Annotated in this window: 20 protein-coding genes and 1 tRNA gene; 5 read left to right on the top strand and 16 right to left on the bottom strand. The window is 73.7% G+C overall.

From position 1 onward, the window contains the following. Positions 1 to 35: 35 nt before the first annotated feature. Complete coding sequence (locus tag ABD249_RS06600; protein WP_344341816.1) at positions 36 to 596, bottom strand: PadR family transcriptional regulator; 561 nt, start codon at positions 594 to 596, stop codon at positions 36 to 38. 122 nt (positions 597 to 718) lie between these two features. On the opposite strand from ABD249_RS06600, the gene ABD249_RS06595 reads away from it, so the two are divergent. Then, positions 719 to 1,078, top strand: a complete 360-nt coding sequence (locus ABD249_RS06595; protein WP_344341813.1) for a DUF2200 domain-containing protein — start codon at positions 719 to 721, stop codon at positions 1,076 to 1,078. A gap of 3 nt (positions 1,079 to 1,081) precedes the next feature. Here the strand turns inward: ABD249_RS06595 and ABD249_RS06590 are convergent, their stop codons facing one another. After that, a complete protein-coding gene (locus ABD249_RS06590; RefSeq protein WP_344341811.1) occupies positions 1,082 to 1,423 on the bottom strand; it encodes a YciI family protein in 342 nt (113 codons plus the stop codon). Between the two features lie 56 nt (positions 1,424 to 1,479). On the opposite strand from ABD249_RS06590, the gene ABD249_RS06585 reads away from it, so the two are divergent. Beyond that, entirely contained in the window at positions 1,480 to 1,950 is a 471-nt protein-coding gene (locus ABD249_RS06585) for a DJ-1/PfpI family protein (protein ID WP_344341809.1), read from the top strand. An 18-nt stretch (positions 1,951 to 1,968) separates the two neighbouring features. On the opposite strand, the gene ABD249_RS06580 is transcribed toward ABD249_RS06585, so the two are convergent. The 5 genes from ABD249_RS06580 to ABD249_RS06560 form a co-directional block, all read right to left on the bottom strand. After that, entirely contained in the window at positions 1,969 to 3,114 is a 1,146-nt protein-coding gene (locus ABD249_RS06580) for a M20 family metallopeptidase (RefSeq protein ID WP_344341806.1), read from the bottom strand. Next, positions 3,114 to 4,583 carry an amidohydrolase family protein gene (locus ABD249_RS06575; RefSeq protein ID WP_344341803.1) on the bottom strand — a complete coding sequence of 490 codons (1,470 nt, stop codon included), beginning with the start codon at positions 4,581 to 4,583 and terminating at the stop codon, positions 3,114 to 3,116. The genes ABD249_RS06580 and ABD249_RS06575 overlap by 1 nt, the downstream gene beginning before the upstream one ends. Continuing rightward, positions 4,580 to 6,004, bottom strand: coding sequence for a serine hydrolase domain-containing protein (locus tag ABD249_RS06570; protein ID WP_344341800.1), 1,425 nt, complete (start codon positions 6,002 to 6,004; stop codon positions 4,580 to 4,582). The genes ABD249_RS06575 and ABD249_RS06570 overlap by 4 nt, the downstream gene beginning before the upstream one ends. A gap of 94 nt (positions 6,005 to 6,098) precedes the next feature. Further along, positions 6,099 to 7,703 (bottom strand): ABC transporter substrate-binding protein, encoded by a 1,605-nt coding sequence (locus tag ABD249_RS06565; protein WP_344341797.1) that lies wholly within the window; start codon positions 7,701 to 7,703, stop codon positions 6,099 to 6,101. A 137-nt stretch (positions 7,704 to 7,840) separates the two neighbouring features. Continuing rightward, positions 7,841 to 8,728 carry a serine hydrolase gene (locus tag ABD249_RS06560; RefSeq protein WP_344341794.1) on the bottom strand — a complete coding sequence of 296 codons (888 nt, stop codon included), beginning with the start codon at positions 8,726 to 8,728 and terminating at the stop codon, positions 7,841 to 7,843. Positions 8,729 to 8,938: 210 nt separating this feature from the next. On the opposite strand from ABD249_RS06560, the gene ABD249_RS06555 reads away from it, so the two are divergent. Genes ABD249_RS06555 through ABD249_RS06545 form a run of 3 tightly spaced genes read left to right on the top strand, consistent with a single transcriptional unit; the run spans position 8,939 to position 12,878 of the window. Continuing rightward, positions 8,939 to 9,808, top strand: a complete 870-nt coding sequence (locus ABD249_RS06555; RefSeq protein ID WP_344341791.1) for a hypothetical protein — start codon at positions 8,939 to 8,941, stop codon at positions 9,806 to 9,808. Beyond that, complete coding sequence (gene menC / locus ABD249_RS06550; protein WP_344341788.1) at positions 9,805 to 10,929, top strand: o-succinylbenzoate synthase; 1,125 nt, start codon at positions 9,805 to 9,807, stop codon at positions 10,927 to 10,929. Before ABD249_RS06555 ends, menC begins: the two co-directional genes overlap by 4 nt. Next, entirely contained in the window at positions 10,926 to 12,878 is a 1,953-nt protein-coding gene (locus tag ABD249_RS06545; protein WP_344341785.1) for a S9 family peptidase, read from the top strand. The genes menC and ABD249_RS06545 overlap by 4 nt, the downstream gene beginning before the upstream one ends. A gap of 403 nt (positions 12,879 to 13,281) precedes the next feature. On the opposite strand, the gene ABD249_RS06540 is transcribed toward ABD249_RS06545, so the two are convergent. The 9 genes from ABD249_RS06540 to ABD249_RS06500 all read right to left on the bottom strand — a co-directional run bounded on the left by ABD249_RS06540 (position 13,282) and on the right by ABD249_RS06500 (position 23,582). Beyond that, the gene (locus tag ABD249_RS06540; protein WP_344341782.1) at positions 13,282 to 14,061 is read right to left on the bottom strand and encodes an ABC transporter ATP-binding protein; all 780 of its coding nucleotides are present in this window, start codon (positions 14,059 to 14,061) and stop codon (positions 13,282 to 13,284) included. Next, a complete protein-coding gene (locus ABD249_RS06535; RefSeq protein WP_344341779.1) occupies positions 14,058 to 15,911 on the bottom strand; it encodes a dipeptide/oligopeptide/nickel ABC transporter permease/ATP-binding protein in 1,854 nt (617 codons plus the stop codon). Before ABD249_RS06535 ends, ABD249_RS06540 begins: the two co-directional genes overlap by 4 nt. Further along, a complete protein-coding gene (locus ABD249_RS06530) occupies positions 15,908 to 16,903 on the bottom strand; it encodes an ABC transporter permease (protein WP_344341776.1) in 996 nt (331 codons plus the stop codon). The genes ABD249_RS06535 and ABD249_RS06530 overlap by 4 nt, the downstream gene beginning before the upstream one ends. Before the next feature lie 265 nt (positions 16,904 to 17,168). Next, the gene (locus ABD249_RS06525; protein ID WP_344341773.1) at positions 17,169 to 18,860 is read right to left on the bottom strand and encodes a PucR family transcriptional regulator; all 1,692 of its coding nucleotides are present in this window, start codon (positions 18,858 to 18,860) and stop codon (positions 17,169 to 17,171) included. 91 nt (positions 18,861 to 18,951) lie between these two features. Then, positions 18,952 to 19,027, bottom strand: a tRNA-Ala gene (locus ABD249_RS06520). Between the two features lie 27 nt (positions 19,028 to 19,054). After that, positions 19,055 to 19,924 carry an ROK family protein gene (locus ABD249_RS06515; RefSeq protein ID WP_344341770.1) on the bottom strand — a complete coding sequence of 290 codons (870 nt, stop codon included), beginning with the start codon at positions 19,922 to 19,924 and terminating at the stop codon, positions 19,055 to 19,057. Between the two features lie 85 nt (positions 19,925 to 20,009). Further along, entirely contained in the window at positions 20,010 to 21,419 is a 1,410-nt protein-coding gene (locus tag ABD249_RS06510; RefSeq protein ID WP_344341767.1) for a YibE/F family protein, read from the bottom strand. Between the two features lie 70 nt (positions 21,420 to 21,489). Continuing rightward, positions 21,490 to 22,713, bottom strand: coding sequence for an acyl-CoA dehydrogenase family protein (locus ABD249_RS06505; protein WP_344341764.1), 1,224 nt, complete (start codon positions 22,711 to 22,713; stop codon positions 21,490 to 21,492). Then, positions 22,710 to 23,582 carry an HpcH/HpaI aldolase/citrate lyase family protein gene (locus ABD249_RS06500; protein ID WP_344341761.1) on the bottom strand — a complete coding sequence of 291 codons (873 nt, stop codon included), beginning with the start codon at positions 23,580 to 23,582 and terminating at the stop codon, positions 22,710 to 22,712. Before ABD249_RS06500 ends, ABD249_RS06505 begins: the two co-directional genes overlap by 4 nt. Positions 23,583 to 23,588 lie beyond the last annotated feature (6 nt).

The following is a 23,588-nucleotide window of genomic DNA, read 5'->3' as shown; positions in this document are numbered from 1 at the left end:
CCCGGCAGAGCCGGAGCGCAGACTCGATCGCGCGCTCAGTCGCGCGCGAGGATCGAGTAGAGCCTACGACGCGCGTCCTCGAGGATGACGACGGCCTCGTGCACCTGCTCGGGCGTGCCCGTGCGGCCCACCTGCGCGGCAGCCTGGGCGAGCTCGAAGCCCGCCTTCGGCAGCGCGGAGAAGCCGGTCGACTCGCGCTGGTCGGCGCTCGCCCACGGCGTGCCCTGCTCTGCGGCGGCGTCGGCGACGGCGCGGCCGGCCTCGGTGAGCGAGTAGGTCTTGCGCCCGCCCGCCTCCTCGGCGCCGACGAGGCCCTCGTCGGCGAGCAGCTGCAGCGTCGGGTACACCGAGCCGGGGCTGGGGCGCCACGTGCCACCCGAGCGCGCCTCGATCTCGGAGATGAGCTGGTAGCCGTGCTTCGGCCCCTCGACGAGCAGCGACAGGAGCGCCTGCCGCACGTCGCCGCGGCCCATGCGGGTGCCGGGCGCCTTGCGCTCGAACTGGCTGCGCAGGTGCTCCATCGCCTCCCACATGCCGCTGCCGGGACGGCCGCTGCGGCCACCGTCGAACTGGTCCTGCTGGAACGATCCGTGCATGATGCTCCCCTCTCGTCGACGACTGTCGGCGATGCATCGACGATATGTCGGTAGCGGCGTCGGCGACAGGGGCGTTCGCTGCAGGCGTGCATCGCGACGGATGCGCGACTATCGTGCGATCCATGGCGGAGCACAGGATCTACGGCGTGCCCTTCGCGAGCATCCACCCGCACTACGTGACGAAGGTCGAGCGCAAGGGTCGCACGGTCGCCGAGCTGCACGAGGTGCTCACGTGGCTCACGGGCTACGACGAGGCCGGCATCGCCGAGACGCTCGCCGACGAGCGCTCGCTGCGCGACTTCTTCGACCGGGCGCCCGCGATGCATCCCGCCGCCTCGCAGATCACCGGCGTCATCTGCGGCGTGCGCGTGGAGGAGATCGAGGATCCCCTCATGCAGCGCATCCGCTGGATGGACAAGCTCGTCGACGAGCTCGCCAAGGGCAAGGCGATGGAGAAGGTCCTGCGCCAGGTCGCGGCGTAGCCCCTACGACTCCGGGTCGTGCTGGAACTCCCGCAGCTCCTGCGGGCAGCGGCACGCCGCCGCGATGCGCGCGGCCCACTCCTGCGCCGTCTCGCGGTCGGGCAGGTCGAGCACGGCGTAGCCGCCCTCGATGCGCGCCGTCTGCGGGTAGGTGCCGGGCTCGACCGTGCGGTCGGCGTGCACGCGCACGGGCGGCACCGACTCCTCGATGCCGCCGGCGAAGACGTAGACGCCGGCCGCCTTCGCGTCGCGCATGACCTGATGGGCGTCCTCGACCACCTGCTCCCACTCGCCGTCGGCGACGTCCATCTCGCCGCTCGGGAAGGAGATGAGGTACTTCGGCATGTCGGGATCCTCCGTCCTGGGTGCGCTCACGGTACGCCTGTGCGTGAATGGTGTCCATGTCCACCCGCATCCTCCACGTCGTCGCGAACGCCCAGCACGGCACGGCCCTCGCCGAGCTCGTCGACGCCTGGCGGGTGCTCGAGGCGGCCGGGTTCGAGCAGCTGCTCGTGAGCCCGGCGGGAGGTGCGGCCGACGTCGACGTCGACTCGCCCGCAGGTCGGGCATGGACGGAGGACGCCGCCAGGCGCGTGCTCCTCGCGCGGACCGCGGCGCCGGGGCAGATCGACGCGGGTGACTTCGACGCCGTCGTGTGCGCCGCCGGCGCCGACGACGACACGGTGCACGCGAGCGGCGGCCTCGAGCGCGTCGTGCGCGGCGTCGCCGTCGACGGCGGTGCCGTCGTGGCGATCGGCCACGCCGACTGCGCGCTCGTCCGCCTCTCCGGCGCTGCCGACGGGGCCCGGCCGATCGCGGTCGGCGCCGTCGAGGCCGCCCGGGCGCTCGTCGCGCGGCTCGCCACGCGCTGAGCCGGCCCATGGCCCGGATCAGTCCCCGGGCCGCTCCAGCAGGTCGCGCACGAGCTCGACGAGCAGCGCCGTCCGCGGAGCGATCTCTGCGACGAGCGCGTGCTCGTGATCCGCGTGCGCTCCCCCGCCGACCGCGCCGAGCCCGTCGAGCGTCGGGATGCCGAGGCTCGCCGTGAAGTTGCCGTCGGATGCCCCGCCGACCGAGATCGTGTCGGGCACGGGGATGCCGATGCGCTCGGCCGCGGCGACCGCACGTCGCAGCACGACCTCGGACGAGCGGCGCTCGAGCGGCGGCCGGTTCACGCCGCCGACGATGGCGATGCCCGCGCCCGTCACCGACGTCAGGGCGTGGAAGGCCTCGTCGACGCGCTGCTGCTCGGCGGCCGTCTCGGCCCGCACGTCGACCGTGAACGACGCGTGCGCGGCGACGGTGTTCGACGTCGTGCCGCCCTGCGCGACGGTCGGGGTCACGGTCGTGCCGAGGGCCGGGTCGCCGAGGCCCGCGATCGCGACGATCTGCGCACCCATCTCGACGGTCGCGTTCAGGCCGCGCTCGGGCTCGAGCCCTGCGTGGGCAGCCCGGCCGGTCAGCTCGACGCGGTAGTTCGAGACGCCCTTCCTGCCGACCTTCCACGCCCCGCCGTCGCCGCTCGCCTCGAGCACGAGCGCGGCGACGCATCCCTGCGCCTCCTGCTCGATGAGCGCTCGCGACGTCGTCGATCCGACCTCCTCGTCGCCGGTGACGAGAAGCGTCGCCGCCGTCCCCGGCGGCAGCGCGACCGCGGACAGCGCATGGACGGCCATGATGAGGCCCGTGAGCATGTCGAAGCATCCCGGGCCTCGCACGACGCCCTCCTCGATCGACCACGGATGCGTGGCGAGCGAGCCGATCGGCCACACGGTGTCGTGATGCGCGAGGAGCAGCACCCGCGGGGCGTCGTCGTGCTCGGATCCGATGCGCCAGCGCAGGTGCGTGACGCCGTCGACGACGATGCGGTCGGCCTCCGCGCCGAGTCGCGCGAGGCCGATCGCGGCGACGAGGTCGGCCGAGCGCGCGACGGCCTCGTGGTCGGACGACGGCGACTCGCAGCGCACGAGTCGCTCGAGGTCCTCGAGCATGTCCGCGAGCCGGGCCTCGGCGTCGGCGAGCGCGTGCTCGCCCATCAGCGCAGCGCTCCGCGGAGCCCACGGCCCGGGTAGGCGTCGACGACGACGTCGCCGTCGCGCACGACGAGCTCGCCGCGCACGAGCAGGTGGTCGACGCCGAGGGACGGCCGCGTCGAGTCGAGGTACGTCGCCTGGTCGGTGATGCGCTCGGGGTCGATGACGACGAGGTCGGCGTCGGCCCCGATGCCGAGGTGCCCCTTCTGCGCGAAGGCCGGCGAGACACGGTCGAGCACGCGTGCCGGCAGCATGCTGCAGCGACGGAACGCCTCGAGCCACGTCCACGCACCGCGCTCGCGGACCATGGTGCGCAGCGAGCGGGCGAACGTGCCCGCGGTGCGCGGATGCGTCATGCCGCCGGCGGGCAGCGGCCACTCGCGGGTGTCGGTCGAGCCGTCGGGCCACGTGACGTGCATGGCGTCGGAGGCGACGATCGAGTCGGGGAAGGCGAGCGACCGCTCGAGCAGCGCCCGATCCGCCGGGTCGCGCTCGTCGAGGTACTCGACGATGCACGCCGCCCCGGGATCCGTCGCACGCACGTGGCGCAGGTGCGCCTCGTCGCGGATGCGCTCCCCCGTCGCGACGATGACGATGCTGCTCGGCGTCAGATCCCACACCGGCAGGCGCTCGGGCGCGAGGAACGCGGCGCCGATGCCCGTGCTGCCCGCGCCGTAGGGGTAGGCCTCGACCGTGATCGTCGCGCCCCCGGTGCGCGCACGGTCGATCGTGCCGAGCACGCGCTCGATGTGCCGACGCGACGTGCTGTTGACGTGGCAGTGGTGCACCTGGCCGCCGAAGTCCATCGCGGCGCGCGCCGCCTCCTCGGTGCCGTCGATGGGCGTCGTGGCATCCGCCTCCACGATCTCGCGGACGTGCGTGAACGTCGGCGCGCCCGCGCGTGCCGCGAGCTCCTGCACGGCGCGATGCTCGGCGGGGTCCGTCCGTGGCGCGTAGCCCTGCAGGATGCCGATGCCGAGCGCGCCGTCCGCGAGCTCGGACTCGAGCCGGCCGAGCCACTGGCGCAGCTGCGTCGGCGACGAGTCGGCCTGCCAGGCGGGGTCGGAGAGCATCGACAGCCCGAGGTCGGCGTCGGGCTGCCTGCCGGAGAGGACCTCGGCGCGCGCCATGCCCCACGACGCGGAGAAGCCGAAGTTGATCGGCCGCCCCTCCTCGAGGGCGCGCGCGTAGGCCAGCTCGACCGGCAGGAGGCCCGCCTCGAGCTCGAGCGCCGTCGTCACGCCGTCCATCGCCTGGAGGCGCTGGCCGGCGATGCTGTTCACGTGGCTGTGGAGGTCGACGAAGCCGGGGCCGACGATCCTGCCGGCGACGTCGATGACCTCGGCGCCCTCGTGCACGAGGTCGACGCCGATCGCGGCGATGCGGCCGCCGTCGACGAGCACGTCGGCGATGCCGTCGAACCCGGTGCCCGGGTCGACGACGCGACCGCCGCGCAGCAGCACGGCGGTCACGCTGCCTCCTCCGTGCGCCTCGGGAGGCAGCGGATGCCGACGTACGCCGCGGGCGCGCCATCGACGGTCGTGAAGGACACGCTCGCCCAGGGCGTCAGCGCATCGGGTCGCACGACGAAGCGGGACGGATCGGAGGTCGGCAGCATCGGCATCGCCTCCGGCTCGTCGGCGCCCGGCACGATGCCCATGCGGCTCGCGACGGTCGCCTGGAACCCGCCGCCCTCTGCGCGCGCGACCGTGAGCGTCGTCGAGGCATCGCCGTAGCCGCCGAGCCATGCGTCGTCGACGACCGCCTCCGTGCTCGGGCCCGTCGGCGTCACGGGCCTCGGCGGGGCGACGTCGGCGAACGCCGCCGCGAACGCCCGGTACACCTCGGCGGCGGCCGACGGGGCGATGCCGCCGTTGCAGAAGACGACGAGCACGAGGCCGTCGTCCGGCAGCACCTGCAGCCAGGCGTTGTTGCCGATCGTGGTGCCGCCATGCCAGTGCATGCGGTGGCCGTCCCACTCGTCGAGCATCCAGCCGAGGCCCCAGCGCGGCGCCATCGCCGCGGCCGCAGGGTCGAGCTCCCACTGCGTCGCCGTCATGGCGTCGACCGACTCCTGCTGCAGGATGCGACCGCCGTTCGGTGCGCGCCCGCCGCGCACGAAGGCGCCGCCGAACGACAGCAGGTCGTCGACGCTGCTCGTGATGAGGCCCGCGGGCCCCATGGAGCGCGTGATCGACGTCACGGCGCTCGGCGTCCAGGTCGTGGCTCCCGGCGCGCGCACGTGACCGAGCTGGTGCCGGTGGCCGAGCACCTCCTCCGGCATGGTGAGGAAGGTCGACAGGCCGAGCGGCTCGGTGATGCGCGCGCGCAGCGACGCATCCCACGTGCGCCCGTCGAGCACCTCGACGATGCGGCCCGCGACGACGAAGCCCGAGTTGCAGTACGACCATCCCGTCGACGGTGCGAACAGCGCGTCGGCGGTCGCGAGCGTCGCGACGTAGCGCTCGAGGCAGTCGTCGCCGCGGCCGGTGTCGGTGAAGAGGTCGCCGTCGATGCCGGACGTGTGCGTCAGCAGGTGGCGGACCGTGATGTCGCCGGCGTGCGGCGACTCGAGGGCGAGCTCGGGGAGCACGTCGACGACGGCGTCGTCGAGCCCGAGCCGCCCCTCCTCGACGAGCTGCAGGATCATCGTCGTCGTCACGACCTTCGTGATCGAGCCGACCTGGCAGACCGTGTCGCGGTCGGTGACGTCGCCCGTGCGCAGGTTCGCGAGCCCGGCGCGCGCGACGAGGCGCTGCTCGAGCCCCGTCTCGGGATCGATGCGCAGCACGCCCGCCACGATGCCGGGGACGTGGTGCCGCCTGGCGATCTCGGCCAGCAGCCCGTCCCAGGGTGCCGGGTCGAACGCGGTGGGACTGAGGTGGACGGACATCTGCGCTCCATTCGCTGCTTCGGTCGGGGTGCCGGCGCATCGCCGACGATGCGACGGGCGGGCGCGCTCGTGGCACGCCCGCCCGTCCGTGCCGCTACGGCTGCACGAGGGTGAAGAACGACACGAGGTCGCCGGCTGCGCCCATCGGCGCGTCGATGCCGCGCGAGTACATGACGTCGGGACGCATCGCGAACGGCACGTAGTCGGCCGAGGCGTACATCTCCGACTCCGCCTCCTCCCACGTCGCGCAGGCCTCGCTGCCCGTGAGCTCCGCCGCCTCCGCGACGATCGCGTCGAAGTCGGGGTTCGAGATCGCGGCGTAGTTGTTGCCGAGCGGCGGGGCGTCGCCCGAGACGAACGAGGCGAGCACGTTCGGCACCGAGTAGTTCGCGGCGAGCCAGATGACCTCGAACTCGCTCGGAGCCCCCTCGGCGCGCACGTCCTCAATGAAGACGCCGTACTCCGAGCCGTGCTGCTCGACCCCGACGCCGATCGCCGCCCACTGCTCGGCGATGAGCTCCGCCGTCGCGGCGGTCTCGGGCCAGCGCGTGTTCCAGGCGAAGTCGAGCACGAGCGGCACGCCGTCGCGCTCGCGGATGCCATCCGACCCCATGACCCAGCCGGCCTCGTCGAGCGCGGCCTCCGCGGCATCCACGTCCTGATCCGGCAGGTTCGCGGCCGCGTCGTACTGGCAGATCTGCGGCGGCAGCACCGCGAGGCTCGTCGCCCGCTCGCCGGTGTCGGACGTCTGCACGCGCATGAGCGCGTCGAGGTCGAGCGCCTGCGTGAGCGCGATGCGCACGGCCTCGTCGGCCGTCGGCTGCCCCTCCGCCTGGCTGTACGCGAAGCCACCGGTGACGAGCGACGTCGCGATGAGCGGGTCGGCGGTCGCGGCGACGCGCGCCTCGTCCGGTCCCTGCACGGCCGTGAGGTCGATCTCGCCGGACAGCAGCAGGTTGGCGCGCGTGCTCGGGTTCTCGATGATGCGCACGTCGACCGTCTGCGGCACGCCGGGCGTCGAGCCGTCGGGTGCGCCCTCGGGGCCCCAGGCGTAGTCGTCCTTGCGCTCGAACGTGTAGTGGTCGCCCGCGACGGCCTCCGCGAGGCGGTACATGCCCGTGCCGTTCGTGGCGCTCGCGACGCTGTCGGGGTCGTCGAGCGCGCCCTGGCAGTAGATGGGGTGGATGCCCAGCTGCGGCAGCAGGAACGAGTTCGGCGTGGTCGTCGTGAGGCTCACGGTGCGCGACGCCTCGTCGTGCTCGACGACGGCATCGGCGGGCACCACGAGGCCGACGAAGCTCGAGCCGTTGGCCGGGTCGAGCATCCACCGGTAGTTGTTCGCGACCGTCTCGGCCGTGAGCGTCGTGCCGTCCTCGCACTGCACGCCCTCGCGGATCGTGAACTCGAGCGACGTCGGCGTCTCCTCCCACGACTCGGCGAGCCAGCCCTGCGGCTCGCCCGCGTCGTCGAAGTAGACGGGCGCCTCGTACGCGAACGGGTACACGTAGCTGAGGGTCGCGCTGGAGTTGAGGTGCCGGAAGAGGTTGCCCGGGTCCTCGTTGATCGCGAACGTGAGCGTGCCGTCGACGACGGGCTCGCCCGCAGCGCCGCCGGAGCCGCCGGAGCCGCCGCCTCCGCAGCCGGTCAGGACGAGGGCGACCGCCGTGCAGGCGGCGACGCCGAGCAGGTTCTTCTTCATGGGTGTCCTCCGGATGATGGTGCAGGGAGCATGGTCATCGTCTGCTGGCACTCTCCCGCCCGCAGCCGGCCGCGGCATCGTCCGAACGCACGGAAGCCGTCGAGCGGCCTTGGGGGAAGCGACAGGCGCGCGACGCGTCAGGCGTCGCGGAGCTCGGCGACGGCGGCCGCGGCGATCTCGCCGATGGCGCGGTCGGCGGACGGCACGACGGACGCGGTCGAGCGCAGGCGCAGGAACACGGCCACGGTCCACGCGCGACCGCTCGCGAGGTCCTCGACGACGCCGACCTCGTTGCGCACCGTGGGGAGCGTGCCCGTCTTGCCGCTGACGCGGATGCCGTCGTCCGGGAAGCCGGCGCGCAGGCGGTGCGACCACGCCTGCATGCCCAGGATGCGGCGCGCCTCGGTGCACGCCGCCGGCGCGAGGCCGCGCTCGGTCCAGATGCGGTCGAGCAGCAGCGTCGACTCGCGCGGCGTCGTGCGGTTCGTGCGTGCCGGATCGAGCGCCGCCGCCGCACGGAGCACGTCCTCGTCGACCGTCGCGACGTCGAGGTCGCCGTCGCGCGGCATGCCCACGTCGTCCGCGAGCGAGCCGAGCAGCGCCGCGCAGTCGCCCTCGAGCACGGTGCCCGGCAGCTCGAGCGCGCGCATGGTCGCGTTGACGCGGTCGAGCCCGACGGCGTCGATGACGACGTCCGTCGCCCGATTGTCGGAGACGGACATCATCGACAGGCACAGGTCGCGGAACGAGAGCGACACGGGGTCGAGGAAGACGGAGATGCCCGTTGGGCCCGGGACGACGAACGCGTCCGCAGCGAGGTCGACGCGGCGGGTGGCGTCGATCTCGCCTGCGGCGACCTGGCTGCACGCCTCGACGAGCACCGGCACCTTGCAGACGCTCGCCGCCACGACGGCGTCGTCGGCGCGCACCCCGACCTCCCGGTCGCCGCCGATCTCCGCGGCGTGCACGAACGCCGTGATCCCCCATCGCCCCTCGAGCGCGTCCACCGTCTGCTGCAGTCCCATGCCCTCACCCAACGCACGCGCATGCCGTGGCGCATCGGCGTCGGCGACGACATGGGAGGTCGCACGTGGTGCGTCCGGACAGGCGCGGCGGCCAGGCCGGACGGGCTTGTCGCTTCGGACAAGGAGGGGGGTCGGGGATGATCCGCCTGCATGATGCCCAGCCGTCGCGGACGCGCGAGCCTGGCTCCAGCACCAGACGAAGGGGACAGTGTGATCGATGCGCACGCCGGCTCGGCCATCGCGACGCCGACCACCGCCGCACGCGCCCTCGCGGACGAGGCGTGCGCCGCGGCCGGCATCACGATGGTCGACGCCGCCGACCCCGTCGCGACGCAGCGCGTCGCCGCGGTGCTGAGCGCCGTGTGGAGCAGGCAGGGCGCCCAGATCATGGACCCCGCGATGCTCGTCGCCATCGCCCACGCCGGCAACCTCGTGTGCGTCGCGCTCGAGGACGACGTGCCCGTCGGCGCCGCCGCCGGCTTCTGCGGTCCGCCCGGCAGCCCCTTCCACTCCCACATCGTCGGCCTGCTCGAGACCGCGACGGGCAGGGGCCTCGGCCGCGCGATCAAGCTGTACCAGCGCGCCTGGTGCCTCGAGCACGGCATCCGCGCCATGTCCTGGACCTACGACCCGCTCGTCGCCCGGAACGCGTACTTCAACCTCCGCAGGCTCGGCGCGCGGGCGACGTCGTACCACCCGGACTTCTACGGCGTCATGACGGACGTCATCAACGCCGGGCAGCGCTCCGACCGCATGGTCGTGCGCTGGGACCTCGACGTCGAGCCGCCGCCGGCCGGTCCGTCGTCGCAGCCCGACGAGGCGCCCGAGGACGCGCACGTCGTGCTCGCCGACGTCGACGGCGAGCCCTCCGCGGTCGTGCTGCCGGGCGCCACGGCGCGGACGGCGGTCGTCGCCGTGCCGCGCGACGTCGAGGCGATGCGCCGTGTCGAGCCCCAGCAGGCCCTCCGCTGGCGGGACGCGACGCGCGACGCCCTCTCCACGCTCCTCGCCGACGGCTGGACCGTCGTCGACTTCACCCGAACCTGCCAGTACGTGCTCCACCGCGAAGGGACGCCATGAGACTCCTCGGCCTGCGCCTCCACCACGTCGAGATGCCTCTCGTCGCACCGTTCACGACCTCGTTCATGACGCAGACGCACAAGCGCTGCTTCCTGGTCGAGGCCCGCGTCGAGACCGCGAGCGGAGCGATCGTGACCGGCTGGGGCGAGAACGTCGCCCTCGACCGGCCCTTCTACTCCCCCGAGCACGTCGACGGCGCCTCGGAGGTCATCGAGCGCTGGATCGCGCCGCTGCTGTTCGCCGTCGAGGACCTCACGGCCGAGACCGTCGCCCATCACCTCCGACGCATCGTCGGGCATCCGATGGCCAAGGCGTCGGTCGAGATGGCCATGCTCGACGCGCAGCTGCGCGCCGAGGGGCGGTCGTTCGCCTCCTACCTCGGTGCCGTGCGCACGAGCGTGCCCTCAGGGGTCTCGGTCGGCATCCAGGACTCCGTCGCCGCGACCCTCGGGGTCATCGGCGGCTACGTCGAGCAGGGCTACGCCCGCATCAAGCTGAAGATCCGGCCCGGCGCCGACGTCGAGCACGTCGCGGCCGTGCGCCGCGAGTTCGGCGACGACCTGCCCTTCCAGGTCGATGCGAACGCCGCGTACACCCTCGTCGACGCCGCGCATCTGCGCAGGCTCGACGCGTATGGCCTGCTGCTCATCGAGCAGCCGCTCGGCGAGGCGGACATCCGCCAGCACGCCGAGCTCGCCCGGCTCATGACGACGCCGATGTGCCTCGACGAGTCGATCGACTCCGCCGAGGCCGCCGTCGACGCGATCGTGCTGGGCGCCGCGGCCGTCGTCAACGTGAAGCCCGGTCGCGTCGGCGGCTACCTCGAGGCGCGCCGCATCCACGACATCGCCAGCGCGCACGGCATCGCCGTGTGGTGCGGCGGCATGCTCGAGACCGGCATCGGCCGTGCGGCGAACGCCGCCCTCGCCGCGCTCCCCGGCTTCACGCTGCCCGGCGACATCTCGGGCTCCGACCGCTTCTACGCCGAGGACGTCGTCACCGAGCCGCTGCGCATGCACGACGGCGTCGTCGACGTGCCCACGGGCCCCGGCTTCGGCGTCGAGATCGACGAGGGCAGGCTCGACCGCTTCCGCACGAGCCTCAAGGAGATGAGCGCGTGACCCGCACCCCCACCCTCGACGACCTCGGCGCGTTCGTCGAGTCCGGCAGCCCCGTCCTCGCACCCGACGGCGCGCACGTCGTGTCGGTCGTGTCGCGCGTCGGCGCGTCCGGGTCGACGACGTCGCGGCTGCACGTGCGCGCGCTCGGCGACTCCGACGTCGGCGGCGCCGGTGCTCGCGACGTCGAGCTCACGACGGGCGACGGCGACGCCAATCCGGCGGTGTCGCCGGACGGCGCGACGGTCGCGTTCGTGCGCACGGACGGCGACGACCCCGGCATCCACGTCGTGCCGCTCGCCGGCGGCGAGCCGACGCGCGTCACGAGCGGGCTGCGCGTCGTCGGCGCCCCGCGGTTCTCGCCCGACGGCGCATCCCTCGCGTTCGTCGCGCTCGTCGACGACGACGCCGCGACGCCACCCGCGCCGCTCGTGTTCGACGGCGACCCCGACCACAAGGTCGACGGGCTCGGATCGATCGGCACGACGCGCATGCACGTGCACGTCGTGCACGTCGCCGATGGCACCGTGGAGCGGATGACGGTGGAGGGGCACTGCACCGATCCGGCCTGGTCGCCCGACGGCACGACGCTCGCGTTCGCGCAGTCCGGCGTCGCCGTCGACGGGCATCCCCTCGCGCGCCGCGTCGGCCTCGTCGACGTCGACGCTCCTCGCACCTCCGTGCGGCTCCCGTTCGCCGCGAACGCCGTCGGCGGGCCGCTGGCGTGGACGCCGGACGGCGTCGCGATCGTCGCGATCGGCGACGTGACCACGCGCGTCGGGCACGGACGCCTCGTGCGCCTCGACGTCGCCGACGGCTCCGCGACGATCCTCGCCGCAGACCTCGACCGCAACGTCATGGGCGGCGGCCCCGGCTACCCCGGCGGTGCGCCGGCGTTCGACGCCGACGGCCGCCTCGTCTTCTGCATCCGCGACGGCGGCCAGACCGTCGTGCACTCGCTCGATGCGGACGGCGGCGACCTCCGCAGGCACGACGCCGGCGATGGCGTCGTCGTGAGCGGCCTCACGATCGCGGGCACGCGCGCGGTCGTGCGCGTGTCGGATGCGACGGTGCCGGCCGAGCTCGCACTGCTCGACCTGCGCGCCTCCGACGGGGCGGGCGACGCCGTGCAGCGCCTCACCGACCACCTGGGGGACGCGCTGCCGGACGTCGCCTTCCTGCCGACGCGGCCGGTGTCGTTCGCCATCGCCGACGGCACGACCGTGCACGGGTGGCTGCTGCGCGATCCCGACCTCGAGGGGCCGGCGCCGACGCTGCTCGACATCCACGGCGGACCGCACAACGCGTGGACCGGCGCCGCCGACACCGCGCACCTCTACCACCAGGTGCTCGCGGCCCGCGGGTGGAACGTGCTCACGCTCAACCCACGCGGCTCCGACGGCTACGGCGAGGCGTTCTTCACGGATGCCGTGGGCGGCTGGGGCGAGCGCGACCAGCAGGACTTCCTCGACCCCCTCGACCGGCTCGTCGCCGACGGCATCGCCGATCCCGACCGGCTCGCCGTCACGGGCTACAGCTACGGCGGCTTCATGACGTGCTGGCTCACGACCGTGACGGATCGCTTCCGCGCGGCCGTGCCCGGCGGGCTCGTGTGCGACCAGCGCACGCAGGGCGCGTCGAGCGACCTCGGCGGCCTGCTGCGCGACCTCGAGATCGGCGGCGTCGCGAACGCGACGCGGCTGTCGCCGTCGACGCACGCCGACCGCGTCACGACGCCGTCCCTGATCCTCCACGGCGCCGACGACCAGCGCTGCCCCGTCGCGCAGGCCGAGCTGTGGCACGCGCTGCTGCGCGAGCACGACGTCGAGTCGCGCCTCGTGCTCTACCCCGGCGGCTCGCACCTGTTCATCCTGAACGGCCCGCTGTCGCACCGCCGCGACTACAACGAGCGCGTGATCGACTGGGTGGAGACGCGCGCGGCGGCGCGCTGAGCGCCGGCGCAGCCGGCGACGGCCTGCATGCGCGGCCGGCAGCCGTGGCCTGCGTCGACCGGTCACGTCCTGCGCCGACCGGTCACGTTCCGCGCCGACCGGTCACGTTCCGCGCCGACCGGTCACGTTCCGCGCCGACTGGTCGCGATCTGCGCCGACCGGTCACGTTCTGCGCCGACTGGTCGCTGTTGCACGTTCGGTGGTCACCGCTGCACGCACGGTGGTCACGGTTGCACCCCGCTCGGCCTTATCGAGGTGCAACCGTGACCACCGTGCGTGCGATCGTGACCAGTCCCGCACCGGTCGTGACCGGTCGACGCAGGACGTGACCGATCGACGCAGGTCGCGACCGCCGGGCCGTCCGCGTCGGCTGATCGGCGCGGGAGCAGCACCCCGCACCCGCTCAGAGCGTCGGCACCGCTGCGATGAGCTCGCTCGTGTACGCCTGGGACGGCTGCTCGAGCACCTGCAGCGTGTCGCCCACCTCGACGAGGGCGCCGTGCCGCATGACGGCGACGCGATCGCAGACGACGCGCACGACCGCGAGGTTGTGGCTGATGAAGAGCACCGAGAAGCCGAGCTCGCGCTGCAGGTCGCGCAGCAGGTTCAGCACGGCGCCCTGCACCGAGACGTCGAGCGCCGACGTGATCTCGTCGGCGAGCACGACCGACGGGCGTGCCGCGATCGCGCGAGCCACGGCGACGCGCTGGCGCTGGCCGCCCGAGAGCTCGGTCGGCATGCGATCGGCCATCGCGGCCGGCAGCGCGACGGCTTGCAGCAGCTCGCCGGCCTCCGCACGGCGTGCTCGCGCACCGGCGGCCGCCACGCCCTCCCGACGGGCGGCCTGCACGAGGGCCTCGTCGATCGACTGGCCGATCGTGCGGCGCGGGTCGAAGCACGACTGCGGGTCCTGGAAGATCATCTGCACCCGACGCCGCTCGCGGGCTGCGGCGCCGCGGGCACGCGAGATGACGGTGTCGCCCAGCAGGATGCGCCCGGCCGAGGGCTCCTGCAGCCCGACCGCCGCGCGCGCGAGGGTCGACTTGCCCGATCCCGACTCGCCGACGAGGCCCAGCATCTCCCCCGGCTGCACCGTGAGGTCGACGCCGCGCACGGCGGCGAAGGTCGACGAGCCGTGGCCGAACGTGATGGTGACCGTCTCGAAGGTCAGCGGCATGCTCATGAGGCCCCCTCCGCCAGCGCCGTCTCGCCGAACGTCTCGACGAGCGCCGGATCGTCCGCGGCACGCACGACCTCGACCTCCGCGGCTCCGGCGGTGAAGTCGGCGTCGTCCGGGATCGACGCCATCGGCTCGCCGCGCGGCGTCGACATGGTCGGCACGGTCGCGAGCAGCGCCCGCGTGTACGGATGCGTGGCACGACCTGCCTTGAGGTCGCTCGAGCGCACGTCCTCCACGAGCCGTCCCCGGTACATGACGAGCACGCGCGAGCACAGCGACGTCACGACCGCGATGTCGTGCGAGACGAGCACGATCGAGGTCCCGTGCTCCTCGTTGACCTGCCGCAGCTGCGCGAGGATCTCGGCCTGCACGGTGACATCGAGGGCCGTCGTCGGCTCGTCGGCGAGGATGAGCGCCGGCGTGCCCATGAGGCCCGTCGCGATCATCGCGCGTTGCCGCATGCCGCCCGAGTACTCGTGCGGGTACTGGCCGTAGCGGCGCTCCGCGTCGGGGATGCGCACGGCCCGCAGCCGCTCGATCGCCGCCGCCTTCGCCTCCGACCGCGACATGCCGAGGTGGAGGATGCCGGGCTCGGCGACCTGCGAGCCGACGCTCAGCGCGGGGTTGAGCGACGACATCGGATCCTGGAACACGATCGCGAGGCGCTGCCCGAGCCGGTGGTCGACGGACGAGGCGCGCGCGTCGGTCGTCATGGCGAGCGGCTCGCCGTCGAACCGCGCACCGGCGGCGCCGACGCGCAGCGGGGCGTCGAGCAGGCCGGCGATGGCCATGAGCGTGACGCTCTTGCCCGAGCCCGACTCCCCCACGACGCCGACGATCTCGCCGCGCGCGACGTCGAACGAGATGCCGTGCACGAGCGGCTGCCACTGCCCGTCGGCGCCGGGCGCCGACACGTGCAGGTCGCGCACGGACAGCACGGCGTCCTCGTCGACGGCCGTGGCGTCGGCGGGCGCCTCCGACGTGCGCTGCGCCCTGCGCATCGCCCGCGGCACGCGCCGACGGGTCGAGGGCGTGAGCGCCTGCCCGAGCACCTCGCCGAGCAGCACGAACGTGAGGCCGGCGAGGATGATGGCGGCGCCCGGCACGAGCGCGGCCGCGGGCGTGACGAAGATGCGCGTGACGCCCTCGTTGAGCATCCGGCCCCAGTCGTACTCGGGCACCTGGATGCCGAGGCCGAGGAACGACAGGCCCGCGAACGCGAGGAGCGCCGTGCCCGCGGTGATCGCGGCGTTCACGAGCAGCGGGTCGCGCACGTTCGGCAGCACGTGGCGCAGCACCGTGCGCCAGTCGGGCACGCCGAGGACGCGAGCGGCCGACACGAAGTCGCGACCCCAGACGGAGGCGGCGAGATTGTGCGTGAGGCGACCGTAGCTGGGGATCATCGCGATCGCGATCGCGAGGGTCGCGGCGGTGCCGCTCTGCCCGAGGATGACCGAGAACGCGATCGCGAGCAGGAGGCTCGGAAAGGCGACGCCGATGTTGATGGCGGCGACGATGAGGCGGCCGGCGCGGCCGCCGAGCATGAGCGGCAGCAGCCCGAGCACGACGCCGCACACGACGCCCGCGAGGGTCGCGGTGAGCGCCATGACGACCGACAGCCGCGTCGCGACGAGCGTGCGCAGCAGGATGTCACGGCCGCTGCCGTCGGTGCCGAAGACGTGCTCGGCGCTCGGCGGCTGCGACAGCTGCTCGGTGTCGGTGACGGCTGCCGCCGCGCCCCAGACGATCGGCGCGAAGATCGCGAGGAACGCGAGGGTGAGGCACGCGACGACGGCGAGGATGCCGACGGGCGAGCGCAGCACGGCGAGCACGCGACGCGTCGTGCGGCTCATGCGGCGTCCAGGGCCGTGCGCGGGTCGACGACGATGAGGATGACGTCGACGACGAGGTTGATGAGCAGCACGGCGGCGCCGTAGAAGAGGATGATCGCCTGCACGAGCGGGAAGTCCTGTCCTTGGATGGAGCTGACGATCGTGCTGCCGAGGCCCGGCCAGGCGAAGATGTTCTCGACGAGCACGGTGCCGGCGATCATGCCGCCGAGCAGCAGGCCCGAGATCGTCAGCGTCGAGGTCAGCAGGTTCGGCAGCACGTGCCGCCGGTACAGGCGCGCGGCCGACATGCGGCGCGAGCGGGCGGTGCGGATGTAGTCCTGCTCGAGCACCGTGTGCGTCTCGGCGCGCACGATGCGGGTGAGCGCCGCCGTCGGCCCGAGCGCGAGCGCGATGACGGGCAGCACGTAGGAGGCGGCGTCGGATCTGCCGGCGACGGGCAGCCACTGCACGTTGACCGCGAAGAGGTAGACGAGCACGATGCCGGCGAGGAACTCGGGGATGACGGCGACGACGGCCGAGATGGACGTGAAGCCCGCCTCGGTCCCCGGGCGGCGCTGGCCTCGCGTCAGGGCGCCGAAGGCGAGGCCGACGGGGATCGCGACGACGAGCACGACGGCGACGGCGAGCAGCGCGAGCTCGAGGGTCGCCGGGGCGCGGGTGGTGAGGACGTCGATGACGGGCGTGCGCGACGTGAACGAGTCGCCGAGGTTCCCGGTGAGCACGCCGCCCCAGAAGCGCAGGTACTGCACGACGAGCGGCTGGTCGAGGCCGAGCTCGATCCTGCGTGCCTCGACGGCCTCCGGCGTCGCGAGCTCGCCCGCCGAGGCGCGCGCCGGATCGCCGGGGATGAGCTGCACGAGCAGGAACGCGAGGGTGACGAGCACCACGAGCGAGGCGACGAAGTACATGGCGCGGCGCCCGAGGTACCGCAGCCAGGGGTTGCCGCGGCGCTGCTGCGCCGCGAGGGCCAGGACGGTGGTCGTGGACGCCACGGATCACCTCACCTCTCCCGCATGGATCGCGTGGTCACGAGCCTGGCGGGTCCGCCCCGCCGCGGCATCGTCTGATCCGCCAGCGAGTGCGCGACGCGTTCGTGCGATCGGGCGAAGCGCCTGCCGCTGGCGCGCATCGCAGGCGATCACGGGTGGCCGGGGGCGATGCTCCCTCGCCCGCACCGGTTCGCCTGCGAAGCGCACCCGACCGAAGGCATGCACGGCGCGCGCGCTCGACGCGAGGTGGCGTCGGGCGCGGCGCAGGTCAGGCGCGGCGCACGAGCTCCGGGACGATCCGCAGCTGCAGCTGCGCCGCGAACCGGGCGTCGGCGTCGCCGAGGTCCATGTCGCCCACCTCGGCGAGGCGTCGCAGGCGGTAGCGGAAGGTGTTCGGGTGGATGTGCAGGCGCTCGGCGGCGGTCGAGACGTCGCCCATGCTGTCGAGCCAGACCCGCAGGGTCTCGACGAACTCGCTGTCGTGCTCGCGGTCGTGCTCGAGCAGGCGCGCGACGGGACCGGTGGCCCACTCGCCGCCGACGGCGAAGCGGTCGCGCAGCTCGAGCAGCAGCGACTCGACGTGGACGTCGCTGAACAGCGCGACGCGAGCCGGCGACGCCTGCTGCATCAGCACGCGCAGCGCGCGCTCGGCGCCCTCGCGCGAGTGCACGAGGCCGCGTGCGCCGCTCGTGATCCTGCCGATGCCGATCGCGAGGCCCGATCCCTCGCCGATGCGCGCGAGGAAGTCGCCCGCGAGCCGTGCGGCCTGCGCCTCGCCCTGCTCGGGCGAGCGCACGGGGATGAGGCCGTAGATCGTGCCGCCCATGAGCGCGGCGGACGCCTTGGGATGCACGGCCGCGAGGTGCACGACGATGGCGTCGGCGATGCGCTGCCGCCTGGCCTCGCGACCGCTCGCCTCGTCGAGGCTCTCGTCGTCGCCGACGATGCCCGCGGCGAAGACGGCGACGTGCTCGTCGGCGATGCCGAGCCGCTCGAGCGCGTACGCGGAGCCCTCGCGGCCCTCGAGGGCCGTGCTCAGCACGTCGGCGCGCATGCGGTGCGTGACGTCGGCGCCGGCGCGGATGCGCAGCATGTGCAGCGCGACGACCTTCGCGGCATCGCGCAGCGCGGCGGTGCGCTCGGGGCTGAGCGGCTCGGTGACCGCAGCCCAGATCGACCCGAGGATCTCGTCGCCCGCTCGCACGGCGAGCGCGGCACGCGTCTTCAGCTCCTCGCCGTCGACCGTGAGGTCGATGTACGCCGGGTCCTGCGACGAGTACAGGGTCTTGAAGAAGCCGGCCTCCGTCAGCATCCGCGAGTACCGCTCGGGCACCTGCCGCTCGAGGATCGTGGCGATGCGCGAGGGGTCGGCGCCGTCCTGCCTGCTCGAGAACGCGATGACGCGCGACGAGCGGTCCTCGATCGTGATGGGCGCGTCGAGCAGCGCCGAGATGGCGTTGGCGAGCGTGAAGAGGTCGCCGCTCGGCAGCCCGCCGATCGTGCCGCCGGCCGGCGCCTCCTGCGACGCGGCGAGCAGCGATCCGACCATCGCGCTCAGCTGCGCCCACGAGGCGCCCCGGGTGAGGCCGAGCAGTGCGACGCCGTGCTGCTCGGCGACGCCTGCGGTCTCGTCGTCGACGACGACGGGCTCGCGCAGCACGATCGCGCTCGCGCCCTGCGCGCCGGCGATGCCGAGCACGGCGCGCAGCTGCGGCCCGTCGGCGAGGCCGACGCCCAGCACGACGGCGCCGTGCGGCACGGCCTGCGTGTCGAGCGGGTCGTAGACGAGCACGCCGCCGATGCGGCGGGACGGATCCGGCAGCGGCGCGAGCGGCGACAGGAACGTCGTGCCGAGGTCGTCGAGCATGCGCGAGAGCGTCGGACGCGGCCACGGCGCCGGCTGCGCGGCGCCGCGCGCGGGCGCCTCGAGCGTGCCGTCGATGCGGGAGGAGGGCAGCATCCGCCCACGCTATACGCCTCGCCGTCGTGGATCCTCGACGCCGAGGCGCCCGCGGAGACGACGGAAGCCCCGCCGACAGGCGGGGCTTCGATGGTGGATCTGAGGGGATTCGAACCCCTGACCCCCTGCATGCCATGCAGGTGCGCTACCAACTGCGCCACAGACCCGTTCGCCGCCGAAGCGACTCCACGAGACTACACCACGCGACGCCCTCGACCGAACCACGCGGCGCCGAGCAGGGGTGCCGTGTCGCCGAGCGCCGCGCGTTCGAGGCGGCCATCCCAGCCGTCCAGGCCGGCGATCACCGCGGGCTCGACGAGGTCCCACGAGCGCGACATCGAGCCGCCGATGACGAGCACCTCGGCGCCGAAGCGGTCGAGCCAGGGGCGGATGACCTCCCCCACCGCCGAGAAGCCGGAGGCGAGCACGGCCGCGGCGGCCTTCTCCCCCGCCCGCGCCGCGATGGCGAGCTCGTGCACGTCGCGCTCGACGCCCGTCGCCGCGAGCCCGGCAGCCATGAGCGCACGACGCGACACCACGTCCTCCACAGGCAGGCCGCGCACCGACTCGAAGTGGATCTCGCCGTCGAGCGGCACGTCGGCGCCGGCAGCGATGGGCGCGCCCTCCGCGACGAACGCGCTGCCGAGGCCCGTGCCGAGCGTCAGGAGCACCGCGCGCGACGAGCCCTCCGCGGCACCCGCGAACCACTCGCCGAGGCCGTAGGCGTCGGCGTCGTTCACGAACCGCACGTCCGCGCCGAGCGCCTCCCGCAGCGCGGCGCCCACGTCGACGCCGTCGAGGCTGTCGAACTTGCCCACGTCGCGGAACCGGCCGATGCCGGCGTCGTGGTCGAACGGCCCGGGCATCGCGACGACCCAGTCGCCGGCCACGTCGCCCAGCAGCCTCGCCGTGTCGATCCAGCCGGACAGGATCGCCTCGGCGGAGCCCTGCGCATCCGGGTGCCCGCGATGCTCCGCGAGCACGCCGTGCGCGTCCAGGTCGACGAGCGCGGCGGTCACGTGCGTGCCGCCGATCTCGAGCACGGGCACGACCGCATGCGTCATCGCTTCGTCCCCATGGTGCTCCCTCGTCGACCGGCCGGATCGATCGTAGCCGCGCCGGTCGCCCGCGCCGTGGCGGGCGCGCGGGTCAGTCGCGGCGACGCACCTCGTCCTCGGCGGCGGGGTCGGGCCGCTCGTCGGGGCGCAGGCCGGCGTCGGCGAGCACGTCGACGACCTGCAGCTCGCCCGTCGCGTCGGCTGCGGCCTCCTCCTCGACCTCCTCGAGCTCCTCGGGCGAGGGCACGACGAGCGCCGCGATCGCCGTCGTGATCGGGATGGCGAGCACGAGGCCGATCGAGCCGACGAGCGTGCGCACGATCTCCTCCGCGATCTGCCCCGTCGTCCAGCCGACGTTCCCCGGCGCATCCGTGAGCACCATGATCATGAGCACGGGCAGCGCGGCGCCGACGTAGGCGAAGGCGATCGTGTAGACCGTCGAGGCGATGTGGTCGCGGCCGATGCGCATGGCGCGCGCGAAGAGCTCGCGGCGCGATGCGAGCGGCGAGACGGCGCGCAGCTCCCACACGGCCGACGCCTGCGTGATCGTGACGTCGTTGAGCACGCCCATGCCGGCGAGCACGAGCCCGCAGAGGAAGACCTGCTGCAGGTCGAGGTCGGCGCGGATGAGGAGGAGCCGCGCGTCCTCGGTGGCCGTGCCCGTCATGCTCGCGCCCTGCGTCGCGATCCAGCCGATCGTCGCGGTGAACACGAGGCCGATGAGCGTGCCGAGCAGCGCGGTCGACGTGCGCGCCGTGAAGCCGTGCGCGACGTACAGCACGATGAACATCACCACCGCGCTCGTCACGAGCGCGACCGGCAGCCCCGGCTGCCCCGTCAGCAGCGCGGGCAGCGTGAAGAGCAGGATCATCGCCCCGGCACCGACGAGGCCCACGATGGCGGCGAGGCCGCGCCAGCGGGCGACGAGCGCGACGACCAGGATGTACAGCGCCGCGAGGATCCACAGCGGGATCTCGCGCGCGAAGTCGATGAAGACGTACGGGCTGCCGTAGATGGCCGCCTCGGGGATGTAGAGCACGCGCAGCTGGTCGCCCGGGCCGATCGACTCGATGACCTCGGGCGGCACCGTGACCGTGATGGCCTCGCCGTCGAGCGTCGCGTCGACGATCTGGGATGCCGGGTCCGGCACGCCCGTCGCCTCGACCTGCAGCACCTCGGCGCCCTCGGCCGCGAACGGCAGCGAGTCGGGCATCTCGTCGGCGTGCGGCCACAGCATCGCCATGCCGACGAGCGCGACGAGCAGCAGCGGTCCGAGCAGCGCCGCCAGCACGAGGCGCGTGCGCGGCGTCGTGGGGGCGGCGGGCCCGTGCCCGTGGCCGTGCGCGTGATCGTGCGGATGCGCGTCGCGCTGCTCGCGACGCGTCAGCCGGTCGCGCAGCCGCTCGCGCCGACGCACCTCGGCGTCGAGCACGGGATCGACGTCGTGCACGTCGTCGTCGTCATGCCTCGGCCCGTGCTGCAGCCCGCCGTGCCGTCCCATGCGTCCCCCGCTCGTCCGCGGGCGATGCTACCGAAGCCGGTGGCATCGCCCGCGGTGACGCGTCGAGCGATCAGCCGAACGACTTCTCGAACCCGAGCTGCTTCGCGATGATCGCGAGCTGCACCTCCGTCGATCCCTCGCCGAGGGTGAGGATGCGCGAGTCGCGGTAGTGGCGCGCCACGACGTTCTCGTTCATGAAGCCGTAGCCGCCCCAGATCTGCGTCGCGTCGGCGGCGTTCGCCATCGCGGCCTCGGAGGCGATGAGCTTCGCGAGCGACGCCTCCTTCGTGAACGGGATGCCCGCGTCGATGCGGCGCGCCGCGTCGTGCATGACGGCACGCGCGCCGGCGACGCGCGCCTGCATGCGCGCGATCGTGAAGGCGATGTGCTGGTTGTCGCCGATGGGCTTGCCGAAGACGACGCGACGCTTCGCGTAGTCGACGGCCTGCTCGAGGCAGCCCTGCGCCGCGCCGACGCACAGCGCCGCGAACGCGACGCGGCCCTCGTCGAGGATCGACAGGAAGTTCGCGAAGCCGCGGCCGCGCTCGCCCAGCAGGTTGCCCTCGGGCACCTTGACGCCGTCGAACACGAGCGGGTGCGTGTCGGAGGTGTGCCAGCCGACCTTGTCGTAGGCGGGCAGCGCCGTGAAGCCGTCGATCGGCACGGGCACGATGATCGTGGACAGCTCGGGGCCGCGGCTGCCGTCGCGTCGCTCGACCTCGCCCGTGACGGCGGTGACCGTGACGACGCTCGTGATGGGCGTGCCGGAGTTCGTGATGAACTGCTTCGTGCCGTCGATCGTCCACCACCCGTCCTCGAGGGTCGCGGACGTCTTCGTCGCACCGGCGTCCGAGCCTGCGCCCGCCTCCGTGAGGCCGAAGGCGGCGAGGTGCTCGCCGCGCGCGAGGCTCGGCAGGTAGGTGCGGCGCTGCTCCTCGGTGCCGAACCGGTAGATCGGCATCGCGCCGAGGCCGAGGCCGGCCTCGAGCGTCACGGCGATCGACTGGTCGACGCGGGCGAGCTGCTCGACGGCGACGCACAGGTGCATGTACGTCTTGCCCTGCCCGTCGTACTCGGTGGGCAGCGGCAGGCCGAACAGGCCCATGCGGCCCATCTCGCGGATGATGTCGAGCGGCAGGCGGCGCGCGGTGTCGTACTCGTAGCTGGCGGGCGCGACGACCTCGTCGGCGAACGTGCGGACCTCGGCGGCGAGGCGCTGCAGCTCGGGCGAGAGCATCTCGGTGCCGTCCACGGGCAGCTCGGTGCTCGTGAGCTCGCGATCGATGGCGGTCATGATTCCTCCTCGGGTGCTCGTGGCACGTCGGTGGCGGTGCCCTGCCGGGTGGGCAGGGAGTCGGTGGTGGTGCGGATGGCCGCGGCCCGAGCGCGGACGCTGCGCGCGTGGCGCAGGATCGGCTCGTCGACCATGCGGCCCTCGAACGAGAGCACGCCCGGGTGGTCGGCCGCGGCGGCGAGCACGCGCTCGGCCCAGTCGGCCTCCTCGGCCGTCGGCGCGAACGCCTCGCGGATGGGGGCGACGTGCGAGGGATGGATGGCCGCCTTGGCGGCGAAGCCGGAGGCCGCGGCGTCGAGCGCCTCGACGCGACAGCCGTCGACGTCGGCGATGTCGGTGCGGATCGCGTCGATCGCGCGCTTGCCCGACGCGGCGGCCGCGAGCAGCACGTGGCTGCGGGCATGGGTCGCGACGGCGCGGTACGCGCCCGTCGCGTCGCGGCTCGAGGTGCCGCCGATCGAGGCGACGAGGTCCTCGGCGCCCCACATGAGGGCGACGACGTTCGGATGCGCCGCGATGTCCGCGGCGTGGACGACGCCCGCGGCGGTCTCGCAGAGCGCGACGACCGCGAAGCCGTCGAGCGCGTCGAGCTGCCTGGCCGACTCGGCCTTCGCGAGCATGATCGTCGTGACGCCCGCGCTACGCGCGGCGTCGAGGTCGGCCTCGAGCATGCCCTCGCCTATGGCGTTGACGCGGACGATGGTGCGCTCGGGGTCGACGATCGCGGCCGCGACGGCCTCGCGCGTCGCCGACTTCGCATCCGGGCCGACGGCGTCCTCGAGGTCGAGGATCACGGCGTCGGCGCGCTCGGCGGCCTTGCCGAAGCGGTCGGGGCGGTCGCCGGGGCAGAACAGCAGGGCGGGACCCATTGCGAA

The organism is Agrococcus versicolor (genome assembly GCF_039531815.1).
Taxonomy (GTDB): domain Bacteria; phylum Actinomycetota; class Actinomycetes; order Actinomycetales; family Microbacteriaceae; genus Agrococcus; species Agrococcus versicolor.
Note: the sequence above shows the minus strand (reverse complement) of the source record. Positions and strands in the feature narration are given on the sequence as shown.